The sequence below is a fragment of the Qipengyuania nanhaisediminis genome (genome assembly GCF_900115585.1).
Taxonomy (GTDB): domain Bacteria; phylum Pseudomonadota; class Alphaproteobacteria; order Sphingomonadales; family Sphingomonadaceae; genus Qipengyuania; species Qipengyuania nanhaisediminis.
Genome location: NZ_FOWZ01000001.1, coordinates 1 through 19,042, shown reverse-complemented (window position 1 = coordinate 19,042; position 19,042 = coordinate 1). Strand labels below are relative to the sequence as shown.

Here is a 19,042-nt window from a genome sequence, read left to right as displayed (position 1 = left end):
TGATGCGACAGACGAACCTAGCCACATTTGGGCGCAAAATTCGATATTCTGGAGCCACATCCTGAGGAGCCGAACGACAGAATTGGCGCAGTAAGTGGATGGCGGTGCTCCCTACCGGAAATGCGAGCAGGTGCGACGGTCAACGCGCTTGGTTCTTTGACAATTCCCTGACCAGGAAATCGACTGACGGGTGAGCGGACACCCGAAATATATCCGCAATCCATAAAACAAAAAATAAGGAAAATTACATGAAAACAGATATTTCAGCGAAGTTCGGCTTCGGCCTTCGCACTCGAATGCAAGCGCTAAAGCTAGAGTTCGATGCGGCCGGCGCCCAGGGCCAAATCAGCTTCGTCAAGGCCACGGTCCGCTCCGGCACCACGAAGATCGAAAAGGTCATCGAGGAAGTCACAAGGCTTACCGGCGGCCACATCTACAGCGAGATCGAAGATCTGATCTACGCGCAGATGGGTGTGCATTGGACGCAGACAGTCAACGGAGGTTTGCATGTCATCGCAGAATAAGCACGCCGAGCGCGCAGGTGAACTTGCGGAGCTGAAGCCTAAAGCCACAGCGGCCGCCAAACGCCAGAGTTTTCCGGATCAACCGCTGCATCCAAACGGACACGTGCCCACCACCTTGGCGAACTTCCGCCACCTGCTGACCGAAGCTGACATTTCGGTTCGGTTTAACCTCATCAAGAAGCGCGCCGAGGTTGAGTATCCCGGCCTCGTGACAAAGAAGCAAAACCGGGACGAGGTGGTGCTCACTTACTTACAGAGCTTGCTGATCAAAAATGGTCTCTCAACCGGTCAAACAAGTGCTTACCTTCTAGCCGTGGCCGACAGCCAGCCGTTCGACCCGTTTGCAGACTGGGTGCTCAGTAAGCCGTGGGATGGGACATCTAGGCTCGCAGCGATAGCCGGCACGATCGTTCCGGTAGACCACTATGACCTGGCGTTTCAGCAAGTGCTCGTGACGAAGTGGCTGCTCAGTATTGTCGCGGCCACGTTTGCTGGCAATGGTTTCCGGGCTCGCGGGGTGCTCACGCTGCAGGGCGCACAGGGGCTGGGAAAAACAAGCTGGATCGCCAGCCTGATCTCTCCGCCGAAGCTTCGAGATGACATAGTGAAGCTCGGGCATAGCTGGGATGGCGGCCGAAAAGACGCCCGGCTCACAGCTCTCCGGCACCGGATTGTCGAGCTTGGCGAGCTCGAAGGTTCATTCCGGAAAGACATTGCGAGCTTGAAGGCCTTTATCACGGAAACCACCGACAAGATCAGGCCGCCCTACGGTAGGGTCGAAGCCGAGTATCCAAGGACAACGATCTTCGCTGCGTCTGTGAACGATGAGCAGTTCTTGCTCGATAGCACGGGGAACAGCCGGTTCTGGACGATCCCAGCCGCTGGCATCGACTATCAGCACAACATCGACATGCAGCAGGTGTTCGCAGAGCTGAAGGTCAAACTTGATAGCGGCGCACAGTGGTGGCTCACCTCCAACGAAGAGCGGCAGCTAGAAGAAGTGAACCGAAAGCATCGGGTCATTTCTGCGATCGAAGCGAAAATTGAAGAGGCACTCGATTTAGATCGGAAGGACAAGCCTAATCTGCCGCGCATGACCGCAACCGAGGTGCTGAAAGCACTAGGTTTCTCACGACCAACTAATCCGCAGTGCAAGGAGGCCAACGTGGCCCTGCGAGGGCTTCTCGGTAAGTCAAAGCGGTCCGGCGGATACAACCGGTGGCCGATCCCTTGGCGAGATGAGTTCGCGACCACAATAAGGGAAGGGGGCGAAACCTACGCAACCGTCGACGACGACGACCTCTACTAAGCAACAAAAACCGCTGCCCCGTCCCTACCCCCCCAGAAACGCCGAGCCAGGGGGTGGGGAGGGGGTGGCAAATCCAACGGCCCGCCGAGGCAATGCTGGTGAAGTGCCGCGCAAGCCCCATGGCCAGCGCGCGGTTCGCATCCCAGCGGTGAGCGGTCCCTAGCGGGGCTCCTCTGCAGGCCAGGAAGCAAAACTCGGCGCGGCGGGTGGCCCGGGCCATAGCGAGGCCGCCGAAGGGCCCCTGCTGCGTTTTTCGCAACCAAAATTGAAAGGAAGAACCATGCCCAAGCGCAAGCTTGATGCGGCGTTTTGTCTCGCCGCGGCTTGCCCCTACGGCAAGAACAAAGAGACATACTGGGACACGACCACAACCGGCTTTGTCCTCGAAGTCCGTCGGAGTGGCGGCAAAACCTACTACCTCCGCTACATCGATGGAGCCAACCGGCAAAAGCAGCTCAAAATCGGCCGCTACGAGGATATCACGTTCGCGCAAGCGCAGAAGAAGGCCAAGCGCCTCAGGTCGGAGGTCGTGCTGAACGGAGACCCAGCCGAGCGGAAGAAGCAAACCAAAGCTATTCCGACCTACGCCAAGTTGGCAGAGCAACACCTCGACCATGCCCGGACCTACCAAAAAAGACCGGAGAACACGCAAGCGGTCCTGGAACGGCACTTGATCCCCAAGTGGGGCAAGTTCCGGCTGGACGAGATCACGCCTCAAGCTGTTTCTCGCTGGCTTGCGGAAAAGCGCAAGAGCTACGCGCCCGCCACCGTCGAGAAGCTTCGCATGATGTTGGGACGCTCGTTCGAACTAGGGCGGCAGTGGAACGTGCCGGGCGCGCAGATCAACCCGGTCCGAGCCGTGCCGCGCTTCAAGTTCGACAATGCGCGTGAGTGGTATCTGACTAAGGAGGAAGCGAACCGCCTGCTCGTAGCCTGCAAGGCATCCAGCAACCCGCAGCTCTTCGCGATTGTAAGCTTGCTGCTTTTCACAGGCGCGCGAAAGTCTGAACTTCTGCAGGCCAAGTGGCAGCATGTGGATGTCGAGCAGCGGTCCTGGCTGATCCCGGACAGCAAGACTGGCAAAGCACGCCGGGTTCCGTTGGCCTCAGCTGCCCTCAGCGTCATAGCGGACTTGGTGCACATACCTGGCTGCCCGTGGCTTGTACCGAACCCGGAAACGTTGAAGCCCTACAACTCGATCAAACGAGCTTGGGACACAGCGAGAAGGGAGGCTAACTTGCCTGGCCTGCGCATTCATGACCTGCGACATAGCGCCGCCTCGTTCATGGCCAACGCTGGCACGGACCTTTTCGCAATCGGCCGGATACTCGGGCACGCCGATCACCAGTCGACGATGAGGTATGCCCACCTGGCAAATGACACCTTGCTAGCGGCGGTAGAGGCAGGAGCGTCGGCCTTCCACAACAGCCCGCCTGGATAACACTTTCTGGTCACTCACCCTTCGTACTCCCGCTCGGGGGCTGCGAGGGGTGAGATAGCCTTACTAATTTTTTGCCGCCAGACGCGGCGCAAAGGACATAATATGAAAAAAGAAAACGGTGAGCCTTGTGGGTGCAACCACCCAGAAAAGGCGCAAACGCCTGAGCAGGAAGAGGCACTGCTGCCTGAGCTCAGGGCGCTAGCCAACACCTGTGGCGAAGAGACGAGCAAACACGACCTGGTTCGAGTTCTCGTTGCCGCATGCATCGAGGCTGGAGTGAACGAGGGAAAGCAAATAGTAGCCCTTCTAACTCGACTGAACTGCAATCCGAAGCACGTGGGCATGACGCTGAAGAACTTCGCCCACCCTGACCGTTCGCGCGGCGACTGGTTCAAGGGTTCCTCTGGCGCTTATCGGCTCCATCCACTGAGCTAGGGAGGCCCGGCCCTTCTCGGGAGTGATGCCCGGCACTTACCAATTGTATAAAATCGCCAAAGTTATGCATTAACTAAATTTTTCCCTTCTGCATTCGCTTTTCTTGGTAGGTAGCCTGCTTAGTGGGTGGGATCGCTTAAAGGGGGAAGTAAATGTACAAGTATTTTTTGCTGGCGGGTGCCGGACTGATTGGGGCGTCGCCGGTAGCGGCGCAGGAGGCTCCGCTACCTGTCCAAGCGGTGCGAGCGCCGGCTCATCCCGAAACCGTGCTCCCTGCTGGCACGGAAATCGCGCTGCAAATGAGCCAAACCGTGACAACGAAGGGGCGGGGCTGGGAAGAAGGCGACCAGTTTGGCCTTACGGTCGCCGCCCCTGTCATGCTGGGTGACTTCGTAGTCATTCCCAAAGGCACAAAGGCAGTCGGTCGGATCACCTGGCTCACCAGCAGGGGTGCGTTCGGTAAATCCGGCAAGATGGACATCGAACTTGAGCACCTGGAGCTTGGCGGTAGGCGCATCAACATCGACGGTACGTATCGCCAAGAGGGCAAGGGCGCGACCCTAGCGACCGTGGGCGGCGTCATTGCGGCTGGCGTTTTCGCGGGCTTCATTACCGGCCGCAGCGGAGAAATTCCGCAGGGAAGAGAGCTCATGGCGACGCTGGAAAGCGATCTGCCGGTTGCGCTGCCTGAAGGTGCAACGCTTGCTCCGAAGCCAGTGACTGCGAGTTATGTTCCGGGAAGCGTGCAGGCTGAAGAAGCTCGGCAGGCAGCAGTAGAGGTTGAACAAGCTGAAGCTGCGGAGGCTGCTCGTCCGGCAACCGAAATTAAGATCCAGACAAAGAATGACTGAGTTCCGTGAGCCGTAGGCAGGTCTTCGCTGCGGACGTCCCCTGCAGAACCCGGACGCCTGCGGCTCACGGTTCATTTTCCACTTTCACAGGAAGAAAGAATGAAAAAAGTAGTTTTTGCATCGTTCGCCATAGCCTTCGGTATGGCCTCTACAACGGCCCAGGCACAGTCGACCGAAGAAGGTGCTGCTGGGCTCCGGGTCGAGGCCCTGGCCGGCTGGGACCGTATCGATCTCAGCATCGATGAAGCCAATGACATTGAAGATAACGACAGCGGCATCTTCTACGGGATCGGTATTGGGTATGATCTGCCTTCCGGCCCGGTGCTCGTAGGGGTGGAAGCGGAGCTGTCCAGTTCAACCAACGGCGTAGAAGAGCAAGTCTCCGGTGTGGAGATCGACGGTTCGGTCCTCGATGGAACGCTAAGCGTAGAAGATGGGCTCAACTGGTACGTCGGTGGCCGGCTGGGCACCTGGGTGGGTGAAAGTACGGCTTTCTATGGCAAAGTCGGTTACGCACGAACCACGATCGACATTGACGCTGAAGGTACGGTCGACGGTGTTCCCGCTTCCGACTCTGCTGATCTCGACTTCGGCGGCTGGCGCTTCGGCGTTGGTGTAGAGCAGCGCTTCGGCACGAGCGCCTTTGGCAAACTCGAGTACCGGTATACCAGCTACTCCGACGCAGAGGTCGAGTACGATGGCACTTCCGTCGAGGTCGGTGAAATCTTCGACACCGTGGACCTTGAGCGCCACCAAATCGTGGCCGGTGTCGGTTTCCGTTTCTAAATCTTAAGGGGCGGGGGGTGCAGTACCTCCGCCCCAACTTGTACTTAGTGTCAGTGAGATTCCCCGAATGAGATGGCTTCTTTCCCTGCTCCTGTTCTTGCCTGCTGTGTCGCACGCGCAGGTTCTTACGGGGCAAGGGAAAGCTGTCGATGGGGACTCCATGGCCATGACAGGCTTCGACGTCCGCTTGGCTGGTATCGACGCACCAGAAGCTCTGCAGACTTGCCTGCGCGAAGGAGAAGTGTGGGCATGCGGACAAGAGGCAAAGGCTATGCTGTCTGCGTTGGTCGACGGAAAGATACTCTCCTGCCATCAGCGTGGGTCCGACAAATACAACCGAGTTGTTGCCTCCTGCAAAGTGGGAAGAACTGATGTCGCGGAGGCGCTTGTCAGGGCGGGCTTAGCGTTGGCCCTTCCTCAGTTTAGCGACGAGTACGTTTTTGCTGAGGCGCAGGCTAAGTCGCAAGGCGTTGGCATCTGGGCAGGAGAATTCATGCAGCCTGCTGACTTCCGTGCGGCGAACCCAAGCTCTGCTCCGACTATCAGGACCGAGAGGCAACCGCAGGCAACAACAGCTCAAGCTTCAAACAGTGTCTATTTCCGAGGATGCCGCGAGGCGCGAGCTGCAGGCTATGCTCCGATGTACCGTGGTGAGCCAGGCTACCGGCCAAGGCTGGACGGCGATAACGATGGGATTGCTTGCGAACCATATCGAGGGCGCCGCTGAAGCCGAGCGGTCTTAATCAATTGGCGGTTCGATCTTTTCCGCAGCACTTAGTGAAACGGAACGAACTGATAATGCGGTTTATGTGAAGCGCTTCCGGCGCCCGTTGCGAAGGGCAGCTAAAGGGAAAGGCACACGGCCAGCTGCCATTCTGCTAACGACCCGATTTCAGCCATTCACCCGGAGGGAACCTCTAAATGAAAGCGGACCGGCAGATTACTACCCTGTTCCGATGCTCTCTTCTTCATTCTAGCGCCCGCCCACGAGCTGATGCTTCCGGAGGCGGCGCCGGTGGAATTGGAAACGGGGGAGCTGGCGATGGCGGACCCGGCGGTCCGATTCCGCTAATAAAAGCAGGAGCCGCCCCACATTCCACAGCTACAGGGTCGTCCCGAAGCGATTTAACTGCGTCACTCTTCTCATCGAATCCGCTGACAGCCCACTCATGAGTAAATAAGGCTCGCATAGGCTCTACTGAATACAGTTGACCCTCGGGCATGATCGGAAGGAAGCGACGACCGTCAGTTAGAGTGAAAATGACGCAACCACCTTCATGAGAGAAGCGGCCATCGGTCAGGGTGCCGTCGAAACTGTTCGGTTTGGCCCATTCGTAAGCAACTCTGCCTTGAGCGTCCTTTTGCAAGCCGCCCTCGCTGCATCCGTACAAAACGAGAAGCCCCGCTGCTGGCCAGCTTAACTTTCGAATCCGCTTGAACATGCAACCGCTTTGATGTTCCTTTACGCGCATGACAAGAGTTTAGGTACACGTCAGCAATCCACCCCATCTCGTGACGGTTTCACCGAGCCAGCGATGTGCCAGGAGCGGACCGGCAGTGATCGACCCCATAGCCGCCGCTCGATCTCGCGCGGGCAACAAGCACGAGAGAAGAGCGGCGGACATTTCTGTGATCATAGAAATATGGGTTGACCAAGCTCGCGTGCGCCGATATTTCGACGTTCATGGAAATGAATTCGCCAGCCGCAGTTGAAGCTCTTGGAGCTCTCGCGCAGGAACATCGCCTCGCCCTGTTCCGGCTGCTCGTCCAAGCCGGGGGGGAAGGGATGCCAGCAGGTGCAATCGCTCAAGAGCTTGGCATCCCAAACTCGTCACTGTCGTTTCATCTGGCGCACCTCACTCGTGCGGGGTTGATCCAGCAGCGACGCGAAGGTCGCTCGCTCATCTACACCGCCGACTACGACGCGATGAACGCGCTGGTCGGCTTTCTCATGGAGAACTGCTGCGGAGGCACGACTTGTGCCCCCGAGAACACTTGCGGCGCAGATGCTGCTCAACCTCAAGGAAAGGTATCGGCATGAAGCGCTTGCATGTCCACGTTGGAGTGAACGATCTTACCCAGTCGATCGGCTTCTACTCGTCCTTGTTCGGCGCCGAGCCGACGGTGACCAAGGCTGATTACGCGAAATGGATGCTGGACGATCCGCTCGTCAACTTCGCGATTTCCTCCGGCAACGCTCACAAGGGCGTTGAGCACCTAGGCATTCAGGTGGAGAGCGAGGGCGAGTTACAGGAAGTCTATGGCCGCCTGAAAGCTGCCGACCGGCCGGTGCTCGAGGAGGGTGCCACCACCTGCTGCTACGCCAAGTCCGAGAAGAGCTGGATCGCCGACCCGCAAGGCGTCGTCTGGGAGGCCTTCTTCACCAACGGTGAGGCGACCGTCTACGGCGATAATCCCGAACTGTCGGCTCTCTCCGCCAATGCCGCGGAGACTGCCTGCTGTGCGCCTGCGCTGTCCTCGAAGGTGGCGTGCTGCGGATGAGCCTCACCATCTATCACAATCCCGCCTGCGGCACTTCGCGCAACACGCTGGCGCTGATCCGAGCCACCGGCAGCGAGCCCGAGGTGATCGAGTATCTTGTCCAACCGCCTTCGCGTGATGAACTCTTGTCGCTGATCGAGCGCATGAACATCGCGCCGCGCGACCTGTTGCGACAGAAAGGCACGCCCTATGCCGATCTCGGCCTCGATAACGAGACGCTGACGGACGACGAATTGATCGATGCGATGATCGAGCACCCTCTGCTCATCAACCGTCCCATCGTTGTCGGCCCGCGCGGCGTTAAGCTGTGCCGGCCTTCCGAGCTGGTGCTCGACGTGCTCGACCAGCCGCTGCGGGAGCCGTTTGTGAAGGAAGATGGCGAGGTCGTGAGCGCAAATGGCTGACGCGCAGCGACAGGCGAGTGCGCTTGGTCTCTTCGAGCGTTGGCTCTCGCTGTGGGTAGCGCTGGCCATCGCGGCAGGGCTGATGCTCGGAAACCTTCTGCCGGAGGTCTTCGCCGCGCTGGCAGCGCTTGAGTATGCTTCCGTCAATCTGGTGGTCGCGCTGCTGATATGGGCGATGATCTTCCCGATGATGGTGGCGGTCGACTTCGCCAGCCTGCGCGACATCGGGCAGAAGCCCAAGGGACTGGTGCTCACCATCGTTGTGAACTGGCTGGTGAAGCCGTTCACCATGGCCGGCCTTGCGGTGCTGTTCTTCGAGGTGGTCTTCGCCGACCTGATCGCGCCGGCCGATGCGCAGCAGTATATCGCCGGGCTGATCTTGTTGGGCGCAGCGCCTTGCACGGCGATGGTGTTCGTATGGTCGCAGATGACCCGCGGCGACCCCGCTTACACGTTGGTTCAGGTCTCGGTGAACGACGTCATCATGATCTTCGCCTTCGCGCCGATCGTGGCGTTCCTGCTCGGGATCACTGACATCGCGGTGCCGTGGGAGACGCTGCTGCTCTCGACAGTGCTCTATGTGGTCGTCCCGCTCCTCGCAGGCGCGTTCACGCGGCGATACCTCCTGACGAGGAGCGCCGGAAATACTGACGCTGTGATCCGCTTCACGTCGTCCTTGAAGCCGGTGTCGGTGCTCGGTCTCTTATTGACAGTAGTCTTGCTGTTCGGCTTCCAGGGCGAGGTGATCGTCTCGCGCCCGCTGCTGATCGGGCTCATTGCTGTTCCGATCGTGCTCCAGAGCTACGGCATATTCTTTGCCACTTACGCCGCTGCGTGGGCATGGCGAGTGCCGTTCCCTATCGCCGCGCCTTGTGCCTTGATCGGCACTTCGAACTTCTTCGAGTTGGCCGTGGCCGTGGCGATCGGGTTGTTCGGCTTAGGGAGCGGTGCAGCACTCGCGACGGTAGTGGGAGTGCTGGTAGAGGTCCCCGTCATGCTCTCACTTGTGGCGATCGCTAACCGGACACAACGAAGCTTTGATCATCGAGCAAGACCGGATCGAACCTCTTCGAAGGCGTGAAGGGCAATCCACTGATGAAGCAATGAGCCAAACTCACCCCAACCGCCTCGAGAGACAACTCGGGATCGGCGGCGCCACGATGATGGGCCTCGGCTCTATGGTCGGAACCGGTGTCTTCGTCAGCATTGGGATCGCAGCAGGGGTCGCAGGTCCCGCTGTTATTCTAGCGATTGTTCTCGCCGCAGGGGTCGCAACCTGCAACGCTCTTTCGAGTGCGCAGCTTGCCGCCAGTCATGCAGTCAGCGGCGGCACCTACGAATATGGCTATCGTTATCTCAATCCGTCGCTCGGCTTCACAGCGGGATGGATGTTCCTTTGCGCCAAGAGTGCGTCTGCGGCTACCGCTGCTCTTGGGTTCGCAGGCTATTTCCTGCGCCTGATAGGCGGCAGTCTTGACCACATGGCATGGGTTGCCGTCGCCTCGATAGCGTTGTTCACTCTGCTCGTCCTCGGCGGGATAAGGCGCTCAAGTTGGGTGAACATTTCCATTGTTTCGGTCACGCTGCTGACCCTTGGCTTGTTCGTGGTCTGGGGCATTCCGAGCGCAGCTGCTGACGGTCCCGACAACCTCATGCCCTTCTTCACGAGCAGTGAAGGTAGTCTGCTGGAAGCGTTCCTCTACGCGACTGCCCTGATGTTCGTCGCCTTCACCGGTTACGGGCGCATCGCCACTCTGGGCGAGGAAGTGAAGGAGCCCAAGCGCACCATCCCGCGCGCCATCATCGTCACCCTGATTGCAACGGCCCTGCTCTATGTCACCGTCGCCGCAGTAGCGATCAGTAGTGTCGGCGCGGACAGATTTGCAAATGCGCCGGGCGCGCAAGTAACGCCGCTGGAACTTGCCGCCCGAGCGATGGACGCGCCGCTGCTGGCGCGGCTGGTCGCGGTTGGAGCGATCACGGCGATGCTCGGTGTTCTGCTCAACCTCATCCTCGGTCTGTCGCGGGTTCTCCTTGCCATGGGTAGGCAAGGAGATGTTCCCCCAGCGTTTGGCCGCCTTTCGGCGAAAGGCGCGGCGCCGGCCGCCGCCGTGATCGCTGTAGGTGTCCTCGTCGCGGCGCTCGCCTCGGTTGGCAGCATCGAGACAGCTTGGGCATTCAGCGCGTTCACCGTGCTGGTGTATTACGCGATCACCAACTTTGCCGCTCTGCGACTGCCGGAGAAGGAGCGTCTCTATCCGCGCTGGATTGCGATCACCGGCCTCGCCGCTTGCGTGTTTCTGGCGTTCTGGGTCCCGGTGCCGGTCTGGGCAGCGGGCTTGGGGCTCATCGCCATTGGCCTTCTGTGGAAGCGAGTTCTACCTGCCTTCTGGCGATAGGGGGCAGGCACCTCCACGTTATCGGCGTTGCGTCTGCTTCCCACCCATGTCGTGACGGTTCCACCGAGCTAGCGGTGTGCCAGGAGCGGGCCGGCAGCTAACGACCCGAATGCAGACATTCCGATGGTATTACCAGCACGAAGGGAGACTACCGTTCCAACTGAATGCGTCGCTGGACGACATCATCGTCGAACCCGCACCCTTCGAGCACTCTCGCTGCTAGTTGAAGGCTTGCCTCAATGGTCTCGGGGACCGCGGCGGTCGCTCCCGCATTAGTTAGCCGCTCGGCTTGATCACCGTCGCGCGCTCTGACGAACAGCGGAACATGCGGTGCCGCCTCTCGCATTCTCGCGGTCAGCCTCTCGGTAGGTATTTCATCCCCGAGAGTGACTACCAGCGCGGTCGCGTGCCTGACGCGCGCGGCTTGTAGGACGTCAAGCCGCGATGCGTCACCGAACCTGACAGGCAGGCCCATCGATCGCGCCTGCGCAGCGACCGCCGGATCTTTGTCGATGGCGATGTAGGAGAGACCTTCGCGATCAAGGATAGAGGCAATCAACCGACCCACGCGCCCGAACCCGCCGATGACGACATGGCCCTCAAGCGCTTCGGTTGCCTCCGCTTGCTCGGTAGCACCTCGGGCCGTTTGCTCCTCGATCAAAGCCCCAGATTTGCGCGCCATGAGCTCGAGGACGGGGGTAAGCATCATCGTCAGGCTCGCGACGATGAGCATGAACTGGCCTGTCGGTCCTGGCACGAGCCCCAGCGACATCGCAAGTCCGACTACGATGAAGGCGAACTCTCCTGCCTGCGAGAGTAGCAAGCCGGCCTCCACCGCACGGTGACGGGGCAACTTCCAGAGCAGAAAGAGGCCGATGTTTACGACCGCCTTCAGCGCGATGAGACCGACTACGGACGCCGCTATCCAGAATGGCGACTCTCCCAACACGCGCCAGTCGATCCCCATTCCGACCGACATGAAAAACAGCCCGAGCATCAGGCCCTTGAACGGTTCGATGTCGACTTCGACCTGGTGCCGGTACTCGGTCTCGGCAATCAGCAGGCCAGCGAGAAACGCGCCGAGCGCCATCGATAAACCGACGACCCCCGTCACCGCCGCCGTGCCAAGCGCCACTAAGACGATCATGGCCATGAACGCTTCGCGACTGCCGGTCTGGGCAATCAGGCGGAAGATCGGCCGCACGAGAAGACGACCGACGGCGTATATGACGACGACCGTGACCGCCGCCTCTCCGAGCGCCAAGGCCAGATCCCAGGCGATGCTCTCTCCTGCGGAAACCGTCCCGAGGACGCCGACAATAAAGAGGATGGGGACGACCGCCAGATCCTGCATCAGGAGCACCGAGAACACCGAGCGCCCGACCGGTGTGGTGAGCCTGCCCTTCTCGATCAGCAATTGCATGACGATGGCTGTCGAGGACAACGCCAGACATGCGCCCAGGACGAGCGCCGCCGACCCCGAATTTCCCCATGCATAAGCGATGCTGCCGATCAGCATGCCGGTCAGGACGATCTGCGCGGTCCCGAGACCGAAGACGAAGCGGCGCATCGACCACAATCTGTCCAGCGACAGCTCGAGCCCAATCGCGAACAGGAGGAAGATGACGCCGATCTCAGCAAGAGCACGAACCCCATCGAGATCGTCGATCACAACGTAAGACGCTATAGGATAGTCATTGGCGAACAGGCCGAGCCCATACGGTCCGATCAGCCCGCCGATCAGAAGGTAGCCGAGAACCGGACTAAATTTGCGCTGAAGCAAAGGAACCGCGAAACCGGCCACCGCCAAGAACACGATCACTTCGCGAAGGTAAGGAATGTGAAGTTGCGATTCCATCGCTTCGACACTCGGCAAAATCGACCCTATTGTCGATAGCCGAAGACCAGAATTCCTTGAGGGCCCATGCTGGTATCGATAGGGTCGTCTGTGCACGAGGAGGCGTAGAGGAGACTGGGTTTATTATGGTAGGCAGAATTGTTGTCGGCACCGATTTTCGCGCCGAAGCGGACCGCGCGATTGACCGCGCGCTGAAACTGGCAGAGCAATGGGATGCCGAAGTCGTGCTGGTGCATGCTCTCGATCCCGCCTTGGGCGAGCCACCACCATGGAGCGAGCTGGATCGCAGGATGCGCTCGGTTCTCCCAGAAACAGATACAAAAATTACTTTCCGTTACCCGATCGAGCGTGCGGACTACGCCATTGCGAGCGTGGCGGAAGAAGTGGAAGCGAGCCTGATCGTGATCGGGGTGGCTCGTTTCAACAGCATGAAGGATTACCTGCTGGGAACGGCGGTCGACTATGTCATACGCCACTCGCCGGTTCCGGTGCTCGTAGTCAAGAACCGGCCCCGATATCCCTACGACAGCATCGCCTGTGCGACTGACTTCTATCCGCCGTCACGCGTCGCACTGAAGAAAGCCGCGGAAATGTTTCCGAAAGCCGGTATCCAATTGATCCATGCCTATCACGTACCATTCGAAGGCTGGCAGAACGCCGATTACGTACGGAAGGATGTTGAGAAGGCCGAGCGCAAGGTGTTCAGCGAGTTCTTGGATGAGCTCGATGGTGAAACGCGTAAGCGGGTCACATCGCATCTTGTCTACGGCAGCACGGGGGGCGCACTGCGCAAGGACCTGCGCGAGAGCGAGGCCGAGTTGCTGGTGCTAGGGACGCATGGCGAATCCGCCCTGCGGCATGCGACGATCGGCAGCACCGCCAACGAGCTGCTCGGAAGCCTGCCGATCGACACTCTCGTCGTGAAGGGAAACGAATAGGGATCCTGGCTCGCGGCTGACAATGTCTGAGCACACCCTTTAACAACCAGATTTGGATCGTCCGCTTTCCACCCAATATTGGACATTCATGACCACCTGGTCGACGGGAAAGCGGCCCTTCCGCTTTGGGGAGGGCCGCCAAGCGCTCTTGGACGGCCCAATTGAGCGTGGCTTTCACGGAAGTGATGTATTTGTCCCGGACTGTAACTGGGTCTCTGAGCCGACCGGTTCGTGTGGTCTCTGAAAGCAATTCGTTCTTCCAAGCCAGGAGATCATCAGCGGTCAGGCGGGTCGCATCATCGTGCCCAAGCCACTCTACTAAGCGAGCCACATAGCGCCGCCATTCGTCGCGTACCCCTGGGGTCATGTCCGGCTTCGCAGCATAACCTTCGAAAGTCTCCATCAAGGAAACCTTGGTCTTCGCCGTGTGGGGCTTGTCGGCAACTTCGACTGGCCTTGTCGGAGTGGCGGGTGTCAGAACTTCTTCGCCATCAAGCCGATCCAGTTTCGCTTCAGCCGCCTTGATCGATGCGTCGTTGAGTGCCCGGCAAAGGTTCTGCATTGCGTGCACATCCGAGGGGGCGATCACGAAACCATGCGCTTCCAATAGGAGCTCAGCTTCGACCTGAAGGCTCCGCACGATACCTTCAAGATCGCCAGCGGCGCGAAGTCCTCTACGGTGATCGAGGCTCCACGACGCTGCTTCGCGTGTCTTTGAGGCCCACCTCAGAGGATCGTCAGGATGCCAGCTTGCTGTGGCAGCCGCTTCTCGCTGCTCGAGGTCTTTCGCGGTCCTGCGGTACAGTTCGCGCTCTTCAGTATCCCATCGGGCCTCTTCATCCGCCTCAAGCTCCTCAGCGACAAATGTCTCTGCGAGCCATGCGATAGTCGGAGCGTCCAGCGCATCGTAGGCCTTGTCACGGGCCTTTTGCGCCATTTTGGCCAGCCGCTCGTATTCTCGGGCTGCTTCTCGATGCAGGCGGTCGAAGTCAGGGTCATCGACCTTCCCCAGCGACCGCTTCACGAGCTTCAGTTCGCCCGGGACAAAAGGGACAAGAGCGGTTGGGAAGTAGCGCCGATAGTCACACCGACCCGACGCGTGCTCAACGATGTAGCGCAATACGAGACCCACTTTTTGTACCTCCGCTTTGTACCGTCGCGGAGCAAGAAAGCCTGATTTTCCGTACTTTTTTAGGGAAAGCAATCCCTTAGAAGAGCGTGGTGCCGCTTACGTGACTCGAACACGTGACCCCATCATTACGAAATCCTGGGGAGAATGTGCGGGACGCCTATGTTTCCATCGGCTTCACTATATTCGGGCCAATGCTGACCCCCGTGACCCAAGCAGTTCCCAAAGTCTCTAGAGGGCGACGCACCAATTCTAAAGGGCGAAACTGCCTTGGGTCGATCATTTCCGCCCTTGCATCCCACTCCTATCCACTTGGACTGCTACGATGACTCATCCAGTGGCTGATTTCGATGCTGCGACAGCCGCTCATCTTCGCCCGACATTGGGTGGAACGCGGTAGTCGCTCTCCACGTCAGTCCGTCCTTGCTGAGATCTTGCTGAGATCTTGCTGAGATCTTGCTGAGATCTTGCTGAGATTGCCGGACCGTTCACCTTCTCGACAACGCCTCACTGCTATCAACGAAGAATGAAGTTGCGCAACTTTTCAATAACACCACTGATGCTGCTATCTGCTTCCGCCCTGGCCTCGGAGCGAGGCGCCGATTGGCAAATCGGCCCGGAAATCCGTGGAAAGAATTACTCGGTAGGAGTGCCTAGGGTGATGGCCGACAGTGATGATGGACCGGCTTTCGTTTTTCCTGCCGATCCACGTGGGCAAGTGAAGTATGTCACACGAGAAACAGGCTCTCTTGCCAATGCACGAAGTTTGACCATTCGATACCGTATCGATGCGTCTGAAGGGACGCGTTTTGTAGCCAATGAACGTCCAAGCTCGCCTGCGATGATCAGCCTATATTTCCAGAGGCGTGGCGACAACTGGTCTGCCAAAAACAGGCATGCCTCCTACCGGTGGTATTCCGTGAGCGATAAGACTCTCCCGCTAACGCCTGGAGAACATACGATCACGCTCAATTTTCGTGATGAGTGGGGCGCTGTTATGGGCGCGCAGTCCCGGGGCAATCCGGCATTTGAAGATGCCCTAGAGAATGCTGAACGAGTCGGTTTTGTCTTCGGGTGGTCAGGAGGGCGTGGTCACGGCGTTCATGCAACTGGGCCTGCTCGGTTCACCTTGCTTGACTTCGAGATACGTTAGCGGGAGCGGAATTGGCTTCGCGCTGGTTGTCATGAAATTGCCTCATCACTAAGGGCGCATCGATGCTCAGTTGGCTTACGAAATACTCCGAGACGAAATCGGCGCTGGGCGATTATCTGGGTGCCTCAGAAGCACTACTGCATCTTCACGCCGGACTCCTGATCTTTTTCCTCAGTTCACTTCTGTTTCGTCGCCGAATGCGCTCGGTGGTGCCAATAGGACTCGTCTACACTTTCGCGATTGGTAACGAGCTCATTGATGTGCTGACGCCAGACTACGTCGCAAACGCTTTCGGAGCCTTGTTAGACATTCTCAACACGGTTGCATGGCCCACGCTTCTATTTTTGCTCGCTCGCCGACGCCTCCTGAGGGGTTAGTGCGGCCGGTTGACTTAAAGCTTCCACCTTATGCTCGGGCGCTATCCGGCATGTGTGCGTCCGCAATCGGGGAGTTGGCTGCCTGTCCGCTCCTGGCACATCGGTGGCTCGGTTAAAGCGTCGGAAAATGGGTGGAAAGCGGACACTTGGCTAGAGCATCTAACCTGATCTGGAATAGGCGTCTTTGACCCAACCCTTGGCGTCATCATCGAAGTCAGAGACTGCCTCCAGACGGATCCTGTGACTGCACATGGCATTGTAGGTTTCCAGCCTCGCAGTCGGCTCTTCCCCTTTGAGTGCTACGCCCAAGTCAATGCGTGTCTTGGTGGCTGGAGTGATCAAGGCGAACTGCTTCTTTCTACGAAGACTGACGCTCGTCTTCTTGGGAGCGATCTCGACATCGGAACCGAGCGACTGAGCGAACTTCACAATGTCTTCGTAAAGGGGGCGCAACGACTCTTTGGGTCCCGCATATTGAGCGGCGACCAAATCTACTTCCTCGCCCGTTTCGCGCGCCTTTGCCGCGATCAGGTTGGCGAAGCCGTGTGTTACACCGTGTTCTTCCTTGAGTAGCTTGAGGATGGCTCCGTGTTTTTCCAGACCACTCTTCGCGATGATCTCAATCCATTCCGACAGCGGTTTCCCTGTCTTTTCAGGAATGTTCGCCATCATGGTGGCAAGTTGGTCTTCTGGTGAACTCCCCATTCTCCGATCTCCCGTGTGACATCTTGCTCCGTGCCGCAGGACCATTGTGCCATGGAAGTAAAGTATTTGCGAGATGGGGCGATTGGGCGCTTGTGAGACTGCCTGCCTAACGCGGAGAGGGCGCCCTCCGGGTGGTTAGCCGCCCGTCCGCTACTGGCACATCGCTAGCTCGGTGAAACTGTCGTCAGATGGGCGGAAAGCGGTTATTTATCGTTGTCTGGTGAACTTGCTCGTCTGAGGCGCTTGGCCTGCGCTTTGGCGCTGCTGATGGCCTCTTCCGAACAATCCGCTTCCGCCAAGCTGTCGATCTCGTCGGCTGCCCGCTCGATCAAGCCTTTGAGCGCAAGCTTCTCCTGCTTAGCGTTCTTGAGCTTGTGGCGAAGTGACTGTTCTACATCTTCCATGTTCTCAGACTATGAAATATTCTTGGTCCCTGCAAATAGCAGCCAAACGACAGAGATTCCGACGAAGAGCTCGTAGAGCCGAAACTTCTTTTGGGTTCGTTCGTAGCACGGATCTATGGAGTTTTTCGTGCCCGAGACGATGGATTGGGGAGATGCGGCAATGCGCTTCGCTTTCGCCACCGTCCTCCCATTCCTCATCGGCCTTGAGCGATTTCTAAGACGCAAGCCCATCGATTTCCGACCATTTGTTATCATCTCCGTCGGCTCATGCGGCCTCGTTATGGCATCGATAGAGATGCTACAAACTATCAATGACACCAATTCTAATATCGACCCAACCAGGGTCATCGAAGGCGTCATTACAGGTATTGGATTTCTGGGTGCTGGCGCCATGTTTCGGGAAGGGAATTTCGTCCAAGGCGCTGGGTCGGCGGCATCCATCTGGGTCGCTGGCGCTATTGGTCTGACGTGTGGGATGGGTGAGCTTTGGCTTGCTATCGCAATTTCAGCAATCGTGCTCGTCTTGCTAGTTGCTAGCGCCCCTTTCACATCAAAGTGGGACCCGGACCACAAGAACGACTAGTACGCACCGCGGGGCATGTTTCCAATGACCGCAATCGGGTCGTTAGCCGCCTGTCCGCTTCTGGCACACCGCTAGCTCGGTAAAAGCGGCTTCATATGGGTGGAAAGCTGACAAAAATGGCAGTTAATGATAACGCCTCAGAAATGTCAGAAATGAGAGTTACATTTTTGTGTTTCGCTTTTGGTGCGATCTTGATTTGGGGCTCCGCAATATTGATGGTGGGCTGGCACGCCGTGAGCGCAATCCTGAGGTTTGATTCACCCCTTTATTCTGCGATTATGCTCTCAATCGCCGCAGCGCCGTGGCTGTATCTGTATCTTGCGAAGAACAAGCGAAGGTAAGGTCCGCAATCGGGTCGTGAGCGGACAGTCCGCTCCTGGCACATCGCTGTCTCGGTGAGAGCGTCATCAGATGGGTGGAAAGCTGCCGTCAGTCCTCAGTTAGCTTAAAGTCCGACACTCGATCGGCTTCATCCAGATCGATTAGCAGCCACTCGTGGTCGATCGGCATATATTCTGTGGGGCCTAGAACGTAGATCATGTCCCAGTCCGCCCACATGTCGGTAGGCGTGGGTTACCCCAGCAACTCGATAACCTGTGAACGCTGCATGGCATCAAGCGAGTGTTTTGCGAGCAGATTGTCCACAATCTCCGCGCGGTCTCTGGTCGAAAGGTCAGCATTCTTCCACCGTTCGCTGTCGAATGTGCCACTTGGCGAACATCCAAAGAGCAGAAGAACTGATAGGAATATCGGTTTTCTCATCGGTTCCAGATGGGCGTCCAATAGATCTTCCGCAATCTGTCTCTTAGCGGCTGGTCCGCTCCTTGGACACGCCAAGCTCAGCAAATCAGTCACGAACTGGGTGAAAAGCGGACCTTATTTAGCTCGCTCAAAGCTCGACGCTGGCTTGCTTTGCGGCAACATTTCTAGAGCTTGCGAAACTACTTCTGACGTGCTCCCCTGATTGTTACCATTCAGAGGTAGAGTCTCGCTCCTTCATGATTGATGTTTGATGGGATGGCAACGTGTCTGGGGGCATGCCCCCAGACACGTTCGCCGGCGATCTCGGCGGGGGTCTTCCCGCCCAGTTTCGAGTGTGGCCTGACCGTGTTGTAATCGTGCCGCCATGCAGCGAGCACGAACCGGGCATGAGCCAGTGAGGTGAACAGCGTCTCGTTGAGGCATTCGTCGCGCAGACGGCCATTGAAGCTTTCCACGAAGCCATTCTGCATCGGCTTGCCGGG

19 protein-coding genes are annotated in these 19,042 nt (G+C 58.3%); 15 read left to right on the top strand and 4 right to left on the bottom strand.

The window, feature by feature from the left end; translation table 11 throughout:
* Positions 1–248: 248 nt before the first annotated feature.
* The 12 genes from BM173_RS00110 (at position 249) to BM173_RS00055 (ending at position 10,651) form a co-directional block, all read left to right on the top strand.
* Entirely contained in the window at positions 249–524 is a 276-nt protein-coding gene (locus tag BM173_RS00110) for a hypothetical protein (protein WP_090476184.1), read from the top strand.
* Complete coding sequence (locus tag BM173_RS00105) at positions 508–1,833, top strand: VapE domain-containing protein (RefSeq protein ID WP_090476182.1); 1,326 nt, start codon at positions 508–510, stop codon at positions 1,831–1,833. Before BM173_RS00110 ends, BM173_RS00105 begins: the two co-directional genes overlap by 17 nt.
* A 280-nt stretch (positions 1,834–2,113) precedes the next feature.
* Positions 2,114–3,274 carry a site-specific integrase gene (locus BM173_RS00100; protein ID WP_090476180.1) on the top strand — a complete coding sequence of 387 codons (1,161 nt, stop codon included), beginning with the start codon at positions 2,114–2,116 and terminating at the stop codon, positions 3,272–3,274.
* 102 nt (positions 3,275–3,376) lie between these two features.
* The gene (locus BM173_RS00095; RefSeq protein WP_090476178.1) at positions 3,377–3,709 is read left to right on the top strand and encodes a hypothetical protein; all 333 of its coding nucleotides are present in this window, start codon (positions 3,377–3,379) and stop codon (positions 3,707–3,709) included.
* 152 nt (positions 3,710–3,861) lie between these two features.
* Complete coding sequence (locus tag BM173_RS00090) at positions 3,862–4,560, top strand: hypothetical protein (RefSeq protein ID WP_090476177.1); 699 nt, start codon at positions 3,862–3,864, stop codon at positions 4,558–4,560.
* A gap of 99 nt (positions 4,561–4,659) precedes the next feature.
* On the top strand, positions 4,660–5,346 hold the full coding sequence (locus BM173_RS00085) for an outer membrane protein (protein ID WP_090476175.1): 687 nt from the start codon (positions 4,660–4,662) through the stop codon (positions 5,344–5,346).
* 67 nt (positions 5,347–5,413) lie between these two features.
* On the top strand, positions 5,414–6,073 hold the full coding sequence (locus BM173_RS00080; protein WP_090476173.1) for a thermonuclease family protein: 660 nt from the start codon (positions 5,414–5,416) through the stop codon (positions 6,071–6,073).
* 963 nt (positions 6,074–7,036) lie between these two features.
* Complete coding sequence (locus BM173_RS00075; RefSeq protein ID WP_177201808.1) at positions 7,037–7,387, top strand: ArsR/SmtB family transcription factor; 351 nt, start codon at positions 7,037–7,039, stop codon at positions 7,385–7,387.
* Positions 7,384–7,848: an ArsI/CadI family heavy metal resistance metalloenzyme gene (locus BM173_RS00070; protein ID WP_090476171.1), complete on the top strand. Its 465-nt coding sequence runs from the start codon at positions 7,384–7,386 to the stop codon at positions 7,846–7,848. The genes BM173_RS00075 and BM173_RS00070 overlap by 4 nt, the downstream gene beginning before the upstream one ends.
* The gene (gene arsC / locus BM173_RS00065; protein WP_090476169.1) at positions 7,845–8,252 is read left to right on the top strand and encodes an arsenate reductase (glutaredoxin); all 408 of its coding nucleotides are present in this window, start codon (positions 7,845–7,847) and stop codon (positions 8,250–8,252) included. Before BM173_RS00070 ends, arsC begins: the two co-directional genes overlap by 4 nt.
* A complete protein-coding gene (gene arsB, locus BM173_RS00060) occupies positions 8,245–9,333 on the top strand; it encodes an ACR3 family arsenite efflux transporter (protein ID WP_090476167.1) in 1,089 nt (362 codons plus the stop codon). The genes arsC and arsB overlap by 8 nt, the downstream gene beginning before the upstream one ends.
* Positions 9,334–9,355: 22 nt before the next feature.
* On the top strand, positions 9,356–10,651 hold the full coding sequence (locus tag BM173_RS00055; protein ID WP_090476166.1) for an APC family permease: 1,296 nt from the start codon (positions 9,356–9,358) through the stop codon (positions 10,649–10,651).
* 148 nt (positions 10,652–10,799) lie between these two features.
* On the opposite strand, the gene BM173_RS00050 is transcribed toward BM173_RS00055, so the two are convergent.
* A complete protein-coding gene (locus tag BM173_RS00050; protein ID WP_090476164.1) occupies positions 10,800–12,509 on the bottom strand; it encodes a monovalent cation:proton antiporter-2 (CPA2) family protein in 1,710 nt (569 codons plus the stop codon).
* Between the two features lie 29 nt (positions 12,510–12,538).
* Here BM173_RS00050 and BM173_RS00045 point away from each other — a divergent pair, with 29 nt between their 5' ends.
* Complete coding sequence (locus BM173_RS00045) at positions 12,539–13,447, top strand: universal stress protein (RefSeq protein WP_177201758.1); 909 nt, start codon at positions 12,539–12,541, stop codon at positions 13,445–13,447.
* Between the two features lie 1,655 nt (positions 13,448–15,102).
* A complete protein-coding gene (locus tag BM173_RS14365; protein WP_143089528.1) occupies positions 15,103–15,729 on the top strand; it encodes a hypothetical protein in 627 nt (208 codons plus the stop codon).
* A gap of 536 nt (positions 15,730–16,265) precedes the next feature.
* Here BM173_RS14365 and BM173_RS00030 read toward each other — a convergent pair.
* A complete protein-coding gene (locus BM173_RS00030; protein ID WP_090476156.1) occupies positions 16,266–16,811 on the bottom strand; it encodes a DUF4287 domain-containing protein in 546 nt (181 codons plus the stop codon).
* A 203-nt stretch (positions 16,812–17,014) separates the two neighbouring features.
* The gene (locus BM173_RS00025) at positions 17,015–17,215 is read right to left on the bottom strand and encodes a hypothetical protein (protein WP_090476154.1); all 201 of its coding nucleotides are present in this window, start codon (positions 17,213–17,215) and stop codon (positions 17,015–17,017) included.
* Between the two features lie 127 nt (positions 17,216–17,342).
* Here BM173_RS00025 and BM173_RS00020 point away from each other — a divergent pair, with 127 nt between their 5' ends.
* Positions 17,343–17,798, top strand: coding sequence for an MgtC/SapB family protein (locus tag BM173_RS00020; protein WP_245755705.1), 456 nt, complete (start codon positions 17,343–17,345; stop codon positions 17,796–17,798).
* Positions 17,799–18,772: 974 nt separating this feature from the next.
* Here BM173_RS00020 and BM173_RS00005 read toward each other — a convergent pair.
* A partial coding sequence (locus BM173_RS00005) for an integrase core domain-containing protein (protein WP_245755704.1) occupies positions 18,773–19,042 on the bottom strand: 270 nt, incomplete at its 5' end.